We start from the raw sequence: 15,475 nt of genomic DNA on the forward strand, positions 1-15,475 counted from the left end.
ACCTCTCTTTTTAAAGAGAGGTTTTACAGAATTTAGTTAATTTTAAGTTTCTTGAGTATTTCCAATAGTCGAGGGCGTATGGTCTCGTCATTATAGGCATTGGCAACGTTGGCTTCGAGCCAACCCTCTTTTGTACCACAATCAAAACGGTGCCCTTTAAACCTAACACCATAAAAAGGGATGCCTGCATCAATCATCGGTTTAAAGGCATCCGTTAGCTGAATTTCTTTGCCAACACCAAAATTATTGATATTAATTTTGCCAAAGGTCATTGGGTCCAAAATATAACGCCCAACGATTGCTGTACGAGATGGACTGGTGGCCGGATCTGGTTTTTCTACAACGTTTTGAGCTTGAACTAAAACCCCATCATCTTGGGCAATGTCTAAAATACCATAACGAGATACATGTTCTTGAGGAACATCCATAACAGCGGTATAATTGCCGCGCCCGTTTTGATTATAGGCTTCGATCATTTGTGCTGTACAGGGAGCCCCGCCAATGATCATATCATCTGCGAGTAACAAGGCAAAAGGTTCATCTCCGACAAGGTTGCGCGCACACCAAACGGCATGACCAAGACCAAGGGGTTGTTGTTGACGGATAAAGACCGCTTCGCCTGGTCCTAATTGCAGGGATTGAACACGATCAAGTTCCTGAATTTTACCGCGATCAGCCAAAGTTGATTCTAAGACTTGATTTACATCAAAATGATCTTCGATGGCTGTTTTACCTTGAGAGGTCACAAAGATGAACCGTTCGATTCCTGCGGCTTTTGCTTCTTCAACGGCATGTTGGATTAAGGGGCGATCACCAACAGTCAACATTTCTTTGGGAATTGATTTTGTTGCTGGTAAAAAACGAGTCCCTAGACCTGCGACCGGAAATACAGCGGTTCTAACTTTCATCGATGATTCTTTCGTTATTATATCCATCCTCAGTTTAACGAAAGCAGCTATGATTTTCTATGGGGAATTTTTCATACTGTTTGCTTTTAATCAAATAATACTTATGCTAGGGTGAGTCCAATTAATTTTATTTAAATTTATTGTATGCGTCTTGGGGATTATCTTTGCCAAAAAGGTCTGCTTCGACCTGATCAGTTGGATACAGCTCTGCGAGAGCAACAGCGGTCACGTCGTTTTCTTGGGGATATTCTCGTGACATTGGGGTTTATTAAAGAAAAAGTGCTTTATCCTGTATTGGCTGAGTGTTTGGGTGTGCCGTATTTAGAAGATATTTCTTCCCTCCATACCGTTGATCTTGGTGGATGGGTTGAACTCGAAGTAAACCCTCGTTTAATTTTAGCAACACCTGACCCCGACAATATCTTTCTTCATTATCGTTGGATTAAGCGTTATGGACGTCACCCGGATCAAGTTTTTTTGATGTCAACAAGGCAGCTTTCTGAGATTGCATTGCCAGAGCAACACTTAAAGGAAACGATACCTGACCTCTTTAAGACAATTGTTTTGAAAGCCTTATCCCATCAAGCTAGTGATATCCATTTTATCCCTGGGCATCATCACTGCCAGATTCACCTTCGAGTTGATGGTGTTTTGACCTCATTACAGACAATTCACAAAGATCAGTGGCAGCAACTGTGTGCTCATATTAAAATTCTTGGGCAACTAGATTTAGCAGAAAATCGTCGCCCACAAGATGGGGCTTTTCGCTTAACATATTTACCGGAACCGATTGATTGCCGATTATCAATTATGCCAACCAAGGATGGTGAAAGTTTAGTCATTCGGTTATTAGATCCAAGATCTATTGCCTTAGGATTAGATCATCTTGGATTGCGCCGTCATCAGCAAGAAGCATTGACGCGTATTGCCCAAAGGCCGAGTGGATTATTTGTTATTACGGGGCCAACAGGATCGGGCAAAACAACAACACTCTATGCGATGCTATCGGCAATGGCGGGTCAGGGGCGTAATGTCATGACGGTTGAGCAACCCATTGAATATCGCCTTGACCATATTCGCCAGACAGAGGTCCACCCTGATGTTACTAGTTTTGGTGATGCTCTGAGGGCAATTCTTCGTCATGATCCTGATGTTATTTATGTCTCAGAAATTCGGGACGCCGAAACAGCGATGACTGCGGTCCGGGCAGCGATGACAGGACATTTAGTTCTAACAACATTGCACGTGACGGATGTTCGTCTTGTTTCAAGACGTCTGGAAGACTTAGGGGTGCCCGCAGGATATCTTAATGGAGTTTTGCTTGGGGCAATGGCACAGCGTTTGGTACGTCGAAAATGCTGTCATGCTGGCTGTGATCATTGTTTTGGGATGGGATATCGTGGACGGCAAATAGTGGCAGAGCTGTTTGATCAAGGACACGATATTTTAAGTCAATACGCTAGTCGTCCAGAAGAACGAATCTCTCTTTTTGCTGAAGAGGATATCCACAATCAGGTGACAACACGATTGGAAATTAATCGGGTTTTGGGAGAGTTGGAGTTTGCCCATGTCGCGTAAATTGAGTCAGCAAATTACATTTTGGCGGACACTTAGTCATTTAACGAATGCCAATATTAGTCTCTTTGAATCATTGACGATTGTAAAAAGAGTGATTGTCTCTAAGCCGTTACTTAGTTTTATTAACCACCTCCAAGATATGATTATGGACGGGGCAGTTTTGTCACAGAGTCGGGGATTAAGTTCATTTCAGTCACAGATGTTGACTGTTGCGGAAAAAACAGGTGATTATGGGGCCGTTTTTTCCCTGATTGCAGATCATTTGTCTTGGCGACAATCATGGCGGGCTTTATTGCTTCAAGCTATTCGTTATCCTTTGATTCTTTTAGTGTTGATGGGTATTTTGGTATCCATCATTATTATGTTCGTTTTGCCGGGTGTTAGAACGCAGCTGGGATTATTGGGCGTCAAGGAAATTCCAATAGCGACTCAAATTCTAATGACTATTGGGCAATCACCTGTTCTTATGGGGAGCGGGATTTTAATAATAGGTTGTGCCTTATATGGTACGAGTCGTTGGCGTCGCTATCAGGGGGTAAAACCTTGGCGATACAGTTTGCCCGTTATTGGGGATATTCTCTATCAACTAGAATTTACCCAATTTCTGTATGCTTTGGGCGTGATGCTGTCGGCCAAGCTTGACATGTTAACCAGTCTTTATCAGGCAGCACAGACCCCATCTTGTCCATGGTTACGTTCTCAGCTTACCCAGTGTGAAGTCTTTTTAGTTCAAGGGCAACCCTTGAGTCAGGCTTTATCTGGTGTTATCCCTTTGTCTTTGCCGGCAGCATCTTTAATACCGATTGGTGAAGTAACAGGGGGATTGGGTGATTTATTGACCGTTACTTGCCAAGCAGATTTAGATGAATTGCGACAAAAAATTAGATCGATTTTGGATCTATTGCAACCGAGTCTTGTTCTGTTGATGGGGGGGATTATGATTTGGGTTGTTTTGGCTGTTTTATTGCCACTTTATAATGCGGTGGGGCAGTGGCATGGATAGAATTATTTTGTTACCCGATACGTGGGCATTATGGACAAAATCGGCGGTTTTTCCTGTGCAACGATCCGATTTGCCTCAGGTTTTTATTTTGATTATTAGCCCAGAGCTGTACCTTTATCAAAATCAAAAGACCGAACTTGTGTTGTCTGACTTCCAACAGCAAGAACTCGACTATTTGGCGACCACAAACCATGGTATATTTCGATCTTATATGTTCACTCAATTGATCAAAGGCAGTGGCTGTTTGACTCTTGCAGGTCAACAACTGTGGGTTCATCACCACGATCAAATCTTATTTCAATCCTCAGCAAATTTTGATCGCCAAACAGTTACTGATTATCTTAAGCGATTTGGCGTCACCTATCAGCCTGAAGTAGTTGATCTCATGTGGCCATCGCTGGTGTCGCTGCTCAGACAGCCAAGCCTGATTGACCTGAGTCTAGGAAAGGCGTATCAGCGTGCTATACAAATACAAGGTCTGAAAGGAGGGCTCGCGCTATTGAGTTTTATCCTAGGTGTCAATGTTATCCAATCGGGATACAGTGCTTTGCAGCATTGGCATGAAATCAAATCTTATGTGGCTGGTGATTTAACTGAGACTGAGAAAATTCAGGCGCGCCGATATCAATCTTATTTACAATTGAATCGTACTCCTGACTTGCCGCACGATGTCTATGATCGCTTTGTTCAAGACTGGCGGGGGCGATTAGTCGTGACAACTGTGGCTATCAGTCCTGATAATTATCGTTGGCAGTTCGTTATGCACCCGGATTTTAAAGATCAAAGTCATCTGATTGCTGATTGGTTGGATACCCATGCCTCCGGAAGTATTTTTAAAGAGCCGGAAGAGAATGAAGAATATTCCGTATCTATTTCTCAGGAGGAAGGTGGCTTATGATTGTCCGATTACCAAAAACCCTATTCTTGGCGCCTTGCCTCCTCACTGTTATGTTGCTTATCATTAAACTTTTTGACCCCCGAGATCGACTTCGGCAATTGCATCAAGACTATCCCTTGATTCAAGCCTATCGACAAGCCCTGCAAAGCGAAGATCGTGGATGGCTTAAGTTGAAAGATAGCCCGCCCTTAACCCAAAATCGTTTGCGCAAGATCATACAGTATCTTTTGGAACAGTTTAATCTTGAGATCCGTCAACTTCGTATTGAGGAACAGGATTTATCCCCGTTGAAGATTTGGAAAATTAACCTTATTGTTGGTGGACAGACTGATGTGGAGATCTGGGATTTACAACGCTATCTTCAGGCAGAACTTGCCCCATTGGTTCATATGCAGAAATTTTCATTACACAGAAGTGGGTCTTTGGATGAATCTGTGGTACAACAAGGAAACACGCTAAATTTAGTAGAGGGTCGTTTTGAACTGGATTGGATTACTCAGTAGTTTGTGCTTTGGTACCCTTTGGGCAGATGCGCCGTCGTCAGCGATGGTTAGTGATGCTGAACTTAAGGTTTTAAGCAATTTACCCATCAAAAAAGAGGGTGGGGCTCCGGCCTTAAAAAAGGGGGAATGGCGCCTCGATGGAATTATCTTTATATCTGAATCTAAGTGGACGGTTTGGTTGAATGGCCAGCGCTATACACCCCAGTCCTTGCCAGAAGATGTTTTGCTGTCTAATATAACAGCCACATCGCTTGATATTCGCCGCGAAGGTCAACCTGTGAGGCAATTGCAATTAGGACAAGTGGTAAAGCTGGATGCCTGAATTACCCGAAGTTGAAACCGTCTGTTCAGGATTGCGCCAGTTGCTTGGGGGGTGTCGCCTAGATCGTCTCGAGTTGCGTCGATCCGATTTACGTTATCCCTTTCCACCGTTGATGAGTGAACGCTTACAAGGATCGGTGTTACAAGATATCACGCGTCGGGCAAAGTATATTTTGATTCATACAGATACTGGTTATACCTGGATTATCCATTTAGGGATGTCTGGTCGGATTCATCAGGTGGCCTCAGGCGATCCGTATGGTAAGCACGACCATGTGGTTCTTCATCTTGACGATGGACGACGCATTGTCTATAACGATGCGCGTCGTTTTGGTTTTATGGATATTATACCAACGCAGCGTTTGACTGAAAGTCTTCATCTAAGCCATCTCGGGTGTGAACCCTTTGATCCGACATTGACGCCTGAAGGTCTGGTGAAACTTTTTGCCAAGCGAACCAGCCCCATTAAAACGGCCCTTTTAGATCAGCGGTTTATTGTGGGATTAGGCAACATTTATGTTTGCGAAGCCTTGTGGCGATGTGAAATTCACCCTACAACACCAGTTAATCAAATTACATTAAAGCAATGGCAAAAACTATTGCCTGAAATCCAAAAAACATTACAAGAAGCCATTGATTCAGGAGGATCAACTTTACGGGATTACCGTCAGGTTAGTGGCGAGCTTGGTTATTTTCAGCATCGATTTTTTGTTTATGATCGTGAAGCAGGGGCTTGTCAACGACCGCAATGTGGGGGCACAATAGAACGACTACAGCAAAGTGGGCGATCCACTTTTTTCTGTCCACAATGTCAACGGAGGAAATAATGACAGCACAAGATATCCAAGAACGTCCGCAAAATGAAGAACTTGTCCGTGTCGATTTTGACGACCGCGTTATGATCATCACCTTAACACGTCCCGATGCTTTGAACGCCTTGTGTCGTAAGCTGATTAGCCAGCTGAATTCAGCTTTGGATCAAGCGGAAAATGATACGCGAATTGGTGCTATTGTGGTGACAGGTGTTGGTAAAGCCTTTGCTGCAGGGGCAGATATTTCAGAAATGAAAAATCTTACTTTTGCCGAGGTTGCTGAAAAAGACTTTATTCAACCATGGGAACGCTTATCCCGATGCCAGAAACCCGTTATTGCGGCTGTGAACGGCTATGCACTGGGGGGCGGGTGTGAAATGGCGATGATGTGTGACATTATCTATGCTAGCGATCAAGCCAAATTTGGCCAGCCAGAGGTAACCATTGGAACCATGCCGGGGGCAGGTGGAACACAGCGTTTGACAGCCCTTGTTGGTAAAGCGAAAGCCATGGAACTCTGTTTGACAGGGCGGATGATTACGGCGCAAGAAGCCGATACGATGGGATTGGTGACACGAGTCATTGCGGGTGATGACTTAATGAAAGAAGCCCTCGCGACTGCCCATAAGATTGCGAATTTTTCAGCACCCGTTGTTCGCATGATCAAAGAAGCCGTTAACGACGTTAGTGAAATTCCGTTGGTCGGTGGTATTCGCATGGAACGACGCATGTTCCAGTCGACCTTTGCTTTGGATGATCGTAAAGAGGGCATGACCGCGTTTTTGGAAAAGCGTCAGGCTAACTTTAAACATCGTTAAGTAAGTAAAAAGTATCTCTCCCCCTTGAGGGTAGAGGTATTTTAATAAAGTGATTCTGGCTTTTTTTTGAGATTTGGTATATCTTTTTAGTAAGCAATTATAAATTGAATGCAAATGAGAAACCCATTATTTCTTGGTCTTGTTGAACGTCTAGCTGTGGTCTCAGTCCCCCTTGTTGGGTTGTGGATTGGGGCTATCTATTTAGGATAATATTGTGTCAACGTTGATATCAGTCGCCGTCAAAAATCATTGTTATGGAACCATACGGGCTTTGTGTGATGTGACGTGTTCGATATCTAAAGAATCCATGACCGCCGTTGTTGGCCCCAATGGGGGGGGGAAAAGTACCCTGATTAAACTGGTTGCCGGTTTATTTGATGCAACGGATGGTCAAATCAACAGGCATGGCCTAAAACCCAGCGATATAGCCTATCTAGCCCAGAGAACCGAAATTGATCGCACATTCCCGATTAAGGTCGAGGATGTAGTTGCCATGGGACTATGGCCAAAAATAACATCATCCACACGATACAATAAACATCACCATGGTATCATTGAGGATATTCTTGATAAAGTTGGTTTGTCGGGGATGGGGCGACGCTCCATATCCCAGCTGAGTGGCGGGCAATTGCAACGGCTGTTTTTTGGACGAGTGATGGCCCAAGATGCTCAGTTGATTTTGTTGGATGAGCCCTTTGCAGGCATTGACCAACCAACCGTTTCCCATTTAATTGGGCTGATTCAAGGATGGCACAAAAGCGGTAAGACCATTGTTGCTGTTTTGCATGATATTAATATGGTTCGAAATTTGTTCCCCGAGACAATTCTTATTGCGCGATCTCTGATTTCTTCTGGGGTGACTAGTCAAGTTTTGACACCTGAAAACCTAACAAAGGCGGCGTTTAATGTATGATATTTTAATTGCCCCCTTTGTTGAGTATATCTTTATGCGCCGCGCTCTGTTTGCCTGTTTGGCCATTGCGTTAAGTTGTGGTCCCATTGGTGTTCTGTTGGTTTTGCGCCGTATGAGTTTGCTGGGCGATGCCTTATCCCATGCGATTTTACCGGGGATTGCAGTTGGTTATTTGGTAACAGGGTTGTGGTTGCCGGGCTTAAGTCTGGGCGGCATTGTTGCAGGCCTATTGGTCGCAGCCATCAGCGGTGCCGTCAGCCGTCGGACAATCCTACATGAGGATGCGAGTTTTACCGGGTTTTATTTGATTGCCTTAGCCCTTGGGGTTTTGATTCTCTCAGTCAAAGGCGGAAACATGAATCTGACGCACTTTTTATTCGGCAGTGTTTTAGCGGTTGATAAAGAGACAATGGGCTATATCATTGGTGTGACTACCATTTCATTGCTGACACTAGCAGCCATCTACCGTCCTCTCGTCTATGAATGCTTTGATCCAACCTTTGTTCGGTTGTTGGGTGGTAAGGCTGGTCGCTATCATGCCATTTTCATGATCCTTGTTGTCCTGAATCTGGTCGGTGCCTGCCAAGCGTTAGGCACCCTCATGGCTTTGGGGATTATGATGTTACCGGCGATCACCGCGCGCCTGATCTCGACACAAGTCTGGTCAACAGCACTGCGTGCCATGATTATTGCGGCAACCTGTAGCTATTTGGGGTTGATCCTGTCCTTCCAATTCAACTGGCCATCCGGCCCCACCATCATCCTGTTGTGCGGTGTGGTGTACCTAACCGTGCTAAGCTATAAGACGTTGCAGCAAAAGACGGTGATGGGGTAATGCTGGCTGGATTCCAGGTTGAGAGAAAAATTTTTCTTTATTTGTGGTTTCAATCTAGAGACCTTAAATGAAACGTAATAGCATTAGCCCCGACAACTAAAAACATATTTTCACCATGAGTTTCAGAAAGATCTTTAAAGTTAAGTACGCCATCAATTCCAAGAGAGTATAGTCTATGTTGAGTGTCTGTAGCAGAAAAACTGATAGCTTCTAACCAGCTGACTGAATCTTTAGGGGCTAAAATTTTCACAGTTCTAGGGGTTCTTGCAAATGCTGATTTTAAATGGACACGGGTTGCTGATAAAACAATATCTCCTTGGGCCTCATAAACAGTTTGTTGCATTAACATATTATTTCCAGTAGTGACTTTTATGTCGGTTTCAGCCTTCATAACAACGCATATATCTTTGGAGTCAGTTCCTGTTTCTATATCGATATGACTTTGAGAGAGCATAGTGCATCCCTTGTATTTTGTATTATTTCGTAATGCTTCGGAGTAAATGTCATTCCATGCTTGTATAATATTTGGATCTGAAAAAAAACCTGTTTCAATTCCGTTATCTTTAATTTCATATGTTATATTTGATGGGGAATCTACTTGACAGGTCACAGATATTCTTTCTGCTCCATTAAAATCAACCTCTTTTCTATCGATTGTAATAGCATAGGTGTATTGGGTTGAAAAAATAACGGCAAAGATAAAATTTATCATAGATAATTTAATGTGCTTCATTCTATTCTCTGTATTTAATGTAACGTTTATACATCCTTTTATCTTAAAATTTAATTTTTGTAAAATTATTTATTACCTCATTTCCCTTCATCTCAAAACACCGTGGTTGACAGGCTTATTCATGTGTGCAGTTGAAAAATGACTTTAATTTAATCTGAAATCTGGTAAAAAACCGTGCAAAAAAACGATGGTGGAGGAGCGTTTCTAATCTCGGTTATTGATACATGAGACTAATGAATCTCATAAAACGACCGTTTTATGAGATTGATGGTTTACCTTTTGAAGTATTATAAATTTCAACACGTGTATTGTTTTATATACTCATCTCATAAAACAAAGTATTATAAACTCATATATTGGCATATTAAATGAGGTTTTATCGAATCATGGGACGAGTTATCGGATATGCGCGTGTTAGCACAAACGAACAAGACCTAAATTTACAACTTGATGCTTTGAAAAAAGCAGGGTGTCCTAAAGAACTCATTTTTGTTGATAAGGCTTCAGGTGCAAAAACAGAGCGGCCAGGATTAGATAAATGCCTTGAGGAAGTGGAGTCAGGCGATACACTTTTAGTCTGGAGATTAGATAGACTAGGAAGATCTATGGTGCATCTTGTCAATTTGGTTCAGTCGTTGTTTCAGCGACAAATAGGATTTAAGTCTTTATGCGATGGAGCCATAGATACGACGACTGCTTCTGGCGAACTTATATTTAATATTTTTTCAGCAATGGCTCAATTTGAGAGGCGACTCATTCAAGAAAGAACACGGGCTGGACTCGCATCTGCGCGAGCAAGAGGAAGAGTAGGGGGCCGTCCTCCTTTAAGATCTGATGACCCAAAAATCATAACGGCTCGTAAAATGTATGAGAACAAGAGCCTTTCTATTGATGATATTTGTAAGACTCTGAAGGTTTCGCGGTCTACTTTCTTTAGGTATTTAAAAAATTAACATTATTTTTAGCTTGAGAAAGGTACAATTTTAACATGTTGTCATTGGGGGGTAAAAATTTGATCCATATGAAAAGTACATCTGTAACTTCTGGAGATTTTAGTGAACAAACGATTTCAAAAACAGAAAGGGTAGAAATAGTCTGTAAGGCACAATATGCTAAAAAGCAGAATGAGGTTGTTGTATCCCTTAGACTTATTCTAGAGAAGAAGAGAAAAAATAAAAGTAATTGGGAAACTGAAAGACAGATAGAATTAAATAGTGAATCTACAAATAATCTACTTGAATATATTGAAAAATGTAAAGCTCTTATAAAAGAGAATGGGTTTGTATTTGGAGAGAAATCCTACCATGTAATTTCCGTGGATATGTATGACCTTTCATCACAAAATAATAAAATAGATTGTATTAGAAAACTTATAGAAAATTTGGGCAATGTTCCATATGAATATCTAGATGAATTTGTAGAAATCGATAATCCTGTTCTAGACAAACTGGCGGATCTACAAACTATTGCCAAAAGAAAAAAATCTTTAGCCGATTTTGACGAGCTTCTTGGAAAAGACACTAATGAATCCGAGTGGCAAAGGTTCTTTGAAACTAATTCATGGATTTTTGGTTATGGATTAAGTTATCATTTTCTTCATTTAGAACAACCTCAGGTTCTTGTTGGTGGAAAAGATATGAAGAATAAAGATGGACAGATTTCTGATTTCTTATCCTCAACGACTTCAAATAATGTAAGATATACAGTCCTAGTTGAAATTAAGACACCTAAGACAAAGTTGTTGCACAATGATGAGGTTAGAAACAGAGTATACCCCCCCCATCATGAATTATCTTCTGCAGTTGCACAGGTTCAATCTAATGCTTTTACTTGGCAAATAGATGGTTCACAAGATCCTAATAATAAGGAGATTCTGGCGGATCTACAAACTATTTATCCTCGCCCAATATTGGTCATAGGAAATACCAATCAACTTACTTCTGATAAACATAAAAAATCCTTTGAAATATACAGAAGAAGCCTTAAAGATCCTGAAATTATCACCTTTGACGAATTAAGAGAGCGTGCTGCTTATATTCTAAATAACGAAACAGAAGTTCAAAAGGTGAAACAATGGAGCAATGTTTAGTAGTAGGCCCTACGTACACACCAGGCCAATTACGATACTTGTAATTTTCATTAAATACTATCTGATTAAATAAAACTCATGACAAACAATTCTTTAATAAATGATCTTTAATATTTAATATATAGCAAGGGAGATAAAAATTATGGTCAACCAAAACGGAACCTTTATTAACAATCAAAATAATTGTGATTCCTGTAAAAAAGATCATTTTCCAGAAAATAGACAAACTATTGGAAGCCCAGTCTATCATGAAATCTCAATAGGAAGAGGATATGATAGAACAGAATATTATTATTACCAATGCTTAGATTGTGGTTCGATTTGGGCAAAGATTGTAGATAGTGGTGCAGGAGGTCATGGAACATATTATCACAAAATGGGGAAATAGGACTTGGATTATATAAAATCAAGAGATTTACATAAGATTATACTTATTGATCCCTTTATTTTTGGGATGATTACCGGATTAATTATTCTTAAACCAATCGTATCGATTTTTCCATTGATCCAAATCTTTATGTTCTTTATTTTCCATATAGTATGAATAACCCTCTATAAAGTGCTGTACTTTTGGTGTAAGAGCGTGTAAATCCTGAAATATATTTTGGAGATCCTGAGCTTTAGTATCTCGGATGTGATCAATTATATTTTCTCTTATTTTACCCCACTTTTGCTTATTTTCTTTCGGTATTGCAGGATGATCAATGTTTACTGAATTGATTATTGCATAAACGTAATCAATCTGAACCCATGAATGCCAGTTTTTCTCTTGTATTTCTCTAATCTGTTCGGGGGGGATTTTAACTTCTTTGAGCACATTTCCTATTTCATTATAAATAGCCAATTTTCTGTCTTCATCATCTTGCATGAATCTACCTTGACACTGTTCTAAGTAAAGGATAGAACTTGCCATTACCTGACTAAGTTGGCGTAGTTCAGTAATGGTATCTTTTATTTCTCTTAGTTTTAAACTGTTTCCAAAAATGGAAATAGATTCAATATTTGATTGTTCAGTTAAAACGAAAGAAATTATACTAAAAGTTAGCCAAAGAGTAGACATAGTAACATTTGGCACGTCAACCCAAAAACTAAAATAGAAAGCACTCAATAGTCCTATTAATGATATTGCTGTTATAAAAAATTTTCGCATATATTTAGTAATTTCATTTTAATATTTACAATATTACCTAAAATTTCATTTTGATGAAAGTGTATGAATGTTGGTTCCAAAATTTGGAAGAAAATAAAGGAACAAGGTTTAGGAACAGAAATTAAGGTGTTTTTGGATAACTGGTGGAGTAGGGGAGTTATGTTCGTAAAACGATCATTAATCGGATAAACATACATTCCGTGTGATTCATATAAAGTATTGAAATTTATCAGATGAAACCCAATCATTCTAAATAAAGTTATAATTTCCTGAGAAGTAAAATTTATGAAGAAGATCATCTTAGCTATTAGTTTGTTTTCGATTTTTGATACCTGTCGTGGGGCTGACTCAATCCCTTCGTCTAGCTCAAACGGTCATTTACAGCCATGTGTTTCTTGTAAATTATTTGAGACTGACAATCTTAGATTAGAATTGATAGATTCAGCTGAAAAAGATACGGCTTGTTATCTGGCTATTTATCAAGATTGTGGCTGGAGAAATCCATGGTTCTCAGGAAGTTCTACCAGTGTTTATCCTGATAACTTCAATACGCCTCATAACATTGATATGCTCTTAGGGGATGATGTAATTGATCCAGTTTTTGAATCTCAGCATGAACGGATTCAGGAAAAAGACATAGAGAACTTTAAAACGAAAGAAAAAACCGGCTTTTATAGTCAGCTAGATAGTTTTCCTAATTATATTATTTTTGATAGGCAAACAAATGAGTTAGTTGGGAAATTTATTTTTTGCCAGAGTGTAAGATCTGGAAGAATTGAGAAAGGTACATATATACTCAGTAAGTTTAGAGGTAAAGGTTATGCTCCTGAAGCTTTAACGGGTGTCATGAGAAATGTTATTGATCCCGCTTTGGGAAAACCATTTGTTGCAGAGGGGGTAATTCATCGTGAATTTAAAGGTATATACTCGAAAATATCGCCTTGGTATAATTACCCTTCGTTGAAGGCAAATTTCAAAGCAGGATCTGCAATACGTTGGATGGACTATTGTCCTATTACATTTTATCCTGCGGGAGAAGATGCTTTTTTAGACCCATCTAATGAATTACAATCTTTTCTTAATGTTATTTATTTGATTCATGTTATGAGTACTACCTTACCCTTTGACGCCAGCACAAAACACATTGACCTCAAGCTGATCTTTCTTTTTATAAGGGGATTAGAAGATAAGATTAAAAATCCGATGATAAAAGATCTTTATAATCTTGTTATGTGCGGTGATGAGTCAACGGCAGCATTTGCTCAAAAAGCTTTAAATGTTTTAGAAGAAGAACTTTAAATAGTGAAAAGTCTGAGTCAGGTGAAGATTAGTATGGTAATATAAACCTTATATTATCTCTATTTACCTTATTTTTTAAGTTGTGAATGTGGATTCCTTTCATTCAATTTTTAGGTGTACACAGCCCCGTGATTATAGGAAATCTTCCCCCATCACAAAATACTGTGCTCGGGACCTTGATTCATGTACACTGTTGAAAAATAATTTTAATTTAACAGAGTCCTATGAACTTAAAGAAAATATCATTTAAAACAACATCAGCAGCAGCTCTTATTTTCGGGGATGCTTTGGATGAGCAAGTATTGGCTGTCTCGTGGCATGAAATTGATGAGGATACAGATCATTGGGTTTTTGAGGCAACCGTGTCAGATGCCCATGATCTGGATTTGATCCAGTCGCTTCTGGTGCAAGCCGCAGCTCATCATCAACTGGCTGTACCGCAAATTGTGGTTGAGGTATTGCCTGAAACCGATTGGTTGGAACAAACGTGGAAGAACTTTCCGCCGCGTCAGATAGGTCGCTTTTATGTGTATGGCAGCCATACAAAAGGCGATGTGCCTGCAGGTTTGATTGGTATGGAAATCAATGCTGCAACAGCCTTTGGATCTGGTGAACACGAAACCACGACAGCGTGTATCGAAGCGTTGACGAAAATGCACGCTCAAGGCATGACTTTTAACAAGCCGTTGGATATGGGCTGTGGGTCCGGTATTTTGGCGATGGCTATTGCAAAACTATGGGGCATTTCTGTGTTGGCGGTGGATAACGATCCGGAATCTGTTCGTGTTGCAACGCGTAATGCTGAGCTTAACACCTGTGATGATTTGGTTTCTTGTTTGTGTAATGAAGGATTTGACGGAACTGTTGTTAAGGATCAAGGACCATTTGATCTGGTTTCGGCTAATATTTTGGCGGCTCCCCTGTGTGAGATGGCGCCCGATATGGCAGACTGTGTAGCGCCAAAGGGGAGAATTGTTCTGTCTGGTTTGTTAACGCGTCAGATCGATCAGGTTCGTCAATCCTATGAGGCAGTTGATTTTACCTTTGTTGAGCATCATCTTATTGGTGATTGGGCGGCGTTAGTTTTTGAGAAGAAATGAAAGTGACTATTCAGTCTATGAGATGAATAGTTTTATGAATGGTGAGAAATGAAACATTTATACATCATGCGCCATGCGGCAGCCTCTCATGCTTCTTCTGATTTTGATCGCCCTTTAAATATAGAAGGGCGCAAACAGTTAGAGGATTTTTGTAGCCACACTTTAGGATTGTTTGATAGCGTCAGTCATGTCTTGTGTTCAACGTCAACGCGAACGCGTCAGACCTGTGCCGGAATTAAAGATATTTTGATGCCCTCAATTCACTACCAATTTTTGGATAGCCTGTATCATGCACCGGCAGGAATTTTGTTGGAAGAAGTACAGTTATTGCCGGATACGGCTCGTGATATTCTGGTTATTGCCCATAATCCGGGTGTCTCTGACTTTTTGGGATTGTGTGCTACCTCCGTTTCGATGACGCTAGGCACGGCACAAGTTGCTTGCTTTGAGGTTAAGGCTGATTCTTGGGCGGCCTTGACGTTTAATGATTGTACCCTTCAAGAGATCAGATAGAT

The 15,475-nt window shown here is 40.6% G+C and carries 18 protein-coding genes; 15 read left to right on the top strand and 3 right to left on the bottom strand.

Translation table 11 applies throughout. From position 1 onward, the window contains the following. Positions 1-32: 32 nt before the first annotated feature. Complete coding sequence (locus KF820_05395; GenBank protein ID MBX3457778.1) at positions 33-908, bottom strand: UTP--glucose-1-phosphate uridylyltransferase; 876 nt, start codon at positions 906-908, stop codon at positions 33-35. A 144-nt stretch (positions 909-1,052) separates the two neighbouring features. Between KF820_05395 and KF820_05400 the strand changes: the two genes are divergently transcribed. The 9 genes from KF820_05400 to KF820_05440 all read left to right on the top strand — a co-directional run bounded on the left by KF820_05400 (position 1,053) and on the right by KF820_05440 (position 8,589). Further along, positions 1,053-2,486 (top strand): type II/IV secretion system protein, encoded by a 1,434-nt coding sequence (locus KF820_05400; protein ID MBX3457779.1) that lies wholly within the window; start codon positions 1,053-1,055, stop codon positions 2,484-2,486. Further along, a complete protein-coding gene (locus KF820_05405; GenBank protein ID MBX3457780.1) occupies positions 2,476-3,489 on the top strand; it encodes a type II secretion system F family protein in 1,014 nt (337 codons plus the stop codon). Before KF820_05400 ends, KF820_05405 begins: the two co-directional genes overlap by 11 nt. Further along, a complete protein-coding gene (locus KF820_05410; GenBank protein MBX3457781.1) occupies positions 3,482-4,387 on the top strand; it encodes a hypothetical protein in 906 nt (301 codons plus the stop codon). The genes KF820_05405 and KF820_05410 overlap by 8 nt, the downstream gene beginning before the upstream one ends. Beyond that, positions 4,384-4,890 carry a hypothetical protein gene (locus KF820_05415; protein MBX3457782.1) on the top strand — a complete coding sequence of 169 codons (507 nt, stop codon included), beginning with the start codon at positions 4,384-4,386 and terminating at the stop codon, positions 4,888-4,890. Before KF820_05410 ends, KF820_05415 begins: the two co-directional genes overlap by 4 nt. Beyond that, positions 4,865-5,212, top strand: coding sequence for a hypothetical protein (locus KF820_05420; protein MBX3457783.1), 348 nt, complete (start codon positions 4,865-4,867; stop codon positions 5,210-5,212). The genes KF820_05415 and KF820_05420 overlap by 26 nt, the downstream gene beginning before the upstream one ends. Further along, positions 5,205-6,038 (top strand): bifunctional DNA-formamidopyrimidine glycosylase/DNA-(apurinic or apyrimidinic site) lyase, encoded by an 834-nt coding sequence (gene mutM / locus KF820_05425; protein ID MBX3457784.1) that lies wholly within the window; start codon positions 5,205-5,207, stop codon positions 6,036-6,038. The genes KF820_05420 and mutM overlap by 8 nt, the downstream gene beginning before the upstream one ends. Further along, a complete protein-coding gene (locus tag KF820_05430) occupies positions 6,038-6,841 on the top strand; it encodes an enoyl-CoA hydratase/isomerase family protein (GenBank protein ID MBX3457785.1) in 804 nt (267 codons plus the stop codon). Before mutM ends, KF820_05430 begins: the two co-directional genes overlap by 1 nt. A 214-nt stretch (positions 6,842-7,055) precedes the next feature. Then, on the top strand, positions 7,056-7,754 hold the full coding sequence (locus KF820_05435; protein ID MBX3457786.1) for a metal ABC transporter ATP-binding protein: 699 nt from the start codon (positions 7,056-7,058) through the stop codon (positions 7,752-7,754). Then, on the top strand, positions 7,747-8,589 hold the full coding sequence (locus KF820_05440) for a metal ABC transporter permease (protein ID MBX3457787.1): 843 nt from the start codon (positions 7,747-7,749) through the stop codon (positions 8,587-8,589). The genes KF820_05435 and KF820_05440 overlap by 8 nt, the downstream gene beginning before the upstream one ends. A gap of 49 nt (positions 8,590-8,638) precedes the next feature. Here the strand turns inward: KF820_05440 and KF820_05445 are convergent, their stop codons facing one another. Continuing rightward, positions 8,639-9,322, bottom strand: coding sequence for a hypothetical protein (locus KF820_05445; protein ID MBX3457788.1), 684 nt, complete (start codon positions 9,320-9,322; stop codon positions 8,639-8,641). A gap of 386 nt (positions 9,323-9,708) precedes the next feature. Between KF820_05445 and KF820_05450 the strand changes: the two genes are divergently transcribed. From KF820_05450 to KF820_05460, 3 genes are all read left to right on the top strand, one after another. Next, positions 9,709-10,275, top strand: coding sequence for a recombinase family protein (locus KF820_05450; protein ID MBX3457789.1), 567 nt, complete (start codon positions 9,709-9,711; stop codon positions 10,273-10,275). Positions 10,276-10,343: 68 nt separating this feature from the next. Beyond that, positions 10,344-11,411, top strand: coding sequence for a DUF4263 domain-containing protein (locus KF820_05455; GenBank protein ID MBX3457790.1), 1,068 nt, complete (start codon positions 10,344-10,346; stop codon positions 11,409-11,411). A gap of 142 nt (positions 11,412-11,553) precedes the next feature. Continuing rightward, a complete protein-coding gene (locus KF820_05460; protein MBX3457791.1) occupies positions 11,554-11,799 on the top strand; it encodes a hypothetical protein in 246 nt (81 codons plus the stop codon). A gap of 78 nt (positions 11,800-11,877) precedes the next feature. Here KF820_05460 and KF820_05465 read toward each other — a convergent pair whose 3' ends face one another. Continuing rightward, complete coding sequence (locus KF820_05465; GenBank protein ID MBX3457792.1) at positions 11,878-12,486, bottom strand: hypothetical protein; 609 nt, start codon at positions 12,484-12,486, stop codon at positions 11,878-11,880. 360 nt (positions 12,487-12,846) lie between these two features. Between KF820_05465 and KF820_05470 the strand changes: the two genes are divergently transcribed. From KF820_05470 to KF820_05480, 3 genes are all read left to right on the top strand, one after another. Next, a complete protein-coding gene (locus KF820_05470; GenBank protein MBX3457793.1) occupies positions 12,847-13,860 on the top strand; it encodes a hypothetical protein in 1,014 nt (337 codons plus the stop codon). A gap of 224 nt (positions 13,861-14,084) precedes the next feature. Continuing rightward, positions 14,085-14,960, top strand: coding sequence for a 50S ribosomal protein L11 methyltransferase (locus tag KF820_05475; protein MBX3457794.1), 876 nt, complete (start codon positions 14,085-14,087; stop codon positions 14,958-14,960). A gap of 48 nt (positions 14,961-15,008) precedes the next feature. Next, positions 15,009-15,473, top strand: a complete 465-nt coding sequence (locus KF820_05480; protein ID MBX3457795.1) for a histidine phosphatase family protein — start codon at positions 15,009-15,011, stop codon at positions 15,471-15,473. Positions 15,474-15,475 lie beyond the last annotated feature (2 nt).

It is taken from the genome of Candidatus Paracaedibacteraceae bacterium, from assembly GCA_019636055.1.
GTDB lineage: Bacteria > Pseudomonadota > Alphaproteobacteria > Paracaedibacterales > Paracaedibacteraceae > Paracaedibacter.

Excerpts from the sequence above, each read along its gene's own strand:
- KF820_05395 (MBX3457778.1), bottom strand. The coding sequence starts at position 908 with ATGAAAGTTAGAACCGCTGTATTTCCGGTCGCAGGTCTAGGGACTCGT.
- KF820_05400 (MBX3457779.1), top strand. The coding sequence starts at position 1,053 with ATGCGTCTTGGGGATTATCTTTGCCAAAAAGGTCTGCTTCGACCTGAT.
- KF820_05405 (MBX3457780.1), top strand. The coding sequence starts at position 2,476 with ATGTCGCGTAAATTGAGTCAGCAAATTACATTTTGGCGGACACTTAGT.
- KF820_05410 (MBX3457781.1), top strand. The coding sequence starts at position 3,482 with ATGGATAGAATTATTTTGTTACCCGATACGTGGGCATTATGGACAAAA.
- KF820_05415 (MBX3457782.1), top strand. The coding sequence starts at position 4,384 with ATGATTGTCCGATTACCAAAAACCCTATTCTTGGCGCCTTGCCTCCTC.
- mutM (MBX3457784.1), top strand. The coding sequence starts at position 5,205 with ATGCCTGAATTACCCGAAGTTGAAACCGTCTGTTCAGGATTGCGCCAG.
- KF820_05430 (MBX3457785.1), top strand. The coding sequence starts at position 6,038 with ATGACAGCACAAGATATCCAAGAACGTCCGCAAAATGAAGAACTTGTC.
- KF820_05440 (MBX3457787.1), top strand. The coding sequence starts at position 7,747 with ATGTATGATATTTTAATTGCCCCCTTTGTTGAGTATATCTTTATGCGC.
- KF820_05445 (MBX3457788.1), bottom strand. The coding sequence starts at position 9,322 with ATGAAGCACATTAAATTATCTATGATAAATTTTATCTTTGCCGTTATT.
- KF820_05450 (MBX3457789.1), top strand. The coding sequence starts at position 9,709 with ATGGGACGAGTTATCGGATATGCGCGTGTTAGCACAAACGAACAAGAC.
- KF820_05455 (MBX3457790.1), top strand. The coding sequence starts at position 10,344 with ATGAAAAGTACATCTGTAACTTCTGGAGATTTTAGTGAACAAACGATT.
- KF820_05460 (MBX3457791.1), top strand. The coding sequence starts at position 11,554 with ATGGTCAACCAAAACGGAACCTTTATTAACAATCAAAATAATTGTGAT.
- KF820_05470 (MBX3457793.1), top strand. The coding sequence starts at position 12,847 with ATGAAGAAGATCATCTTAGCTATTAGTTTGTTTTCGATTTTTGATACC.
- KF820_05475 (MBX3457794.1), top strand. The coding sequence starts at position 14,085 with ATGAACTTAAAGAAAATATCATTTAAAACAACATCAGCAGCAGCTCTT.
- KF820_05480 (MBX3457795.1), top strand. The coding sequence starts at position 15,009 with ATGAAACATTTATACATCATGCGCCATGCGGCAGCCTCTCATGCTTCT.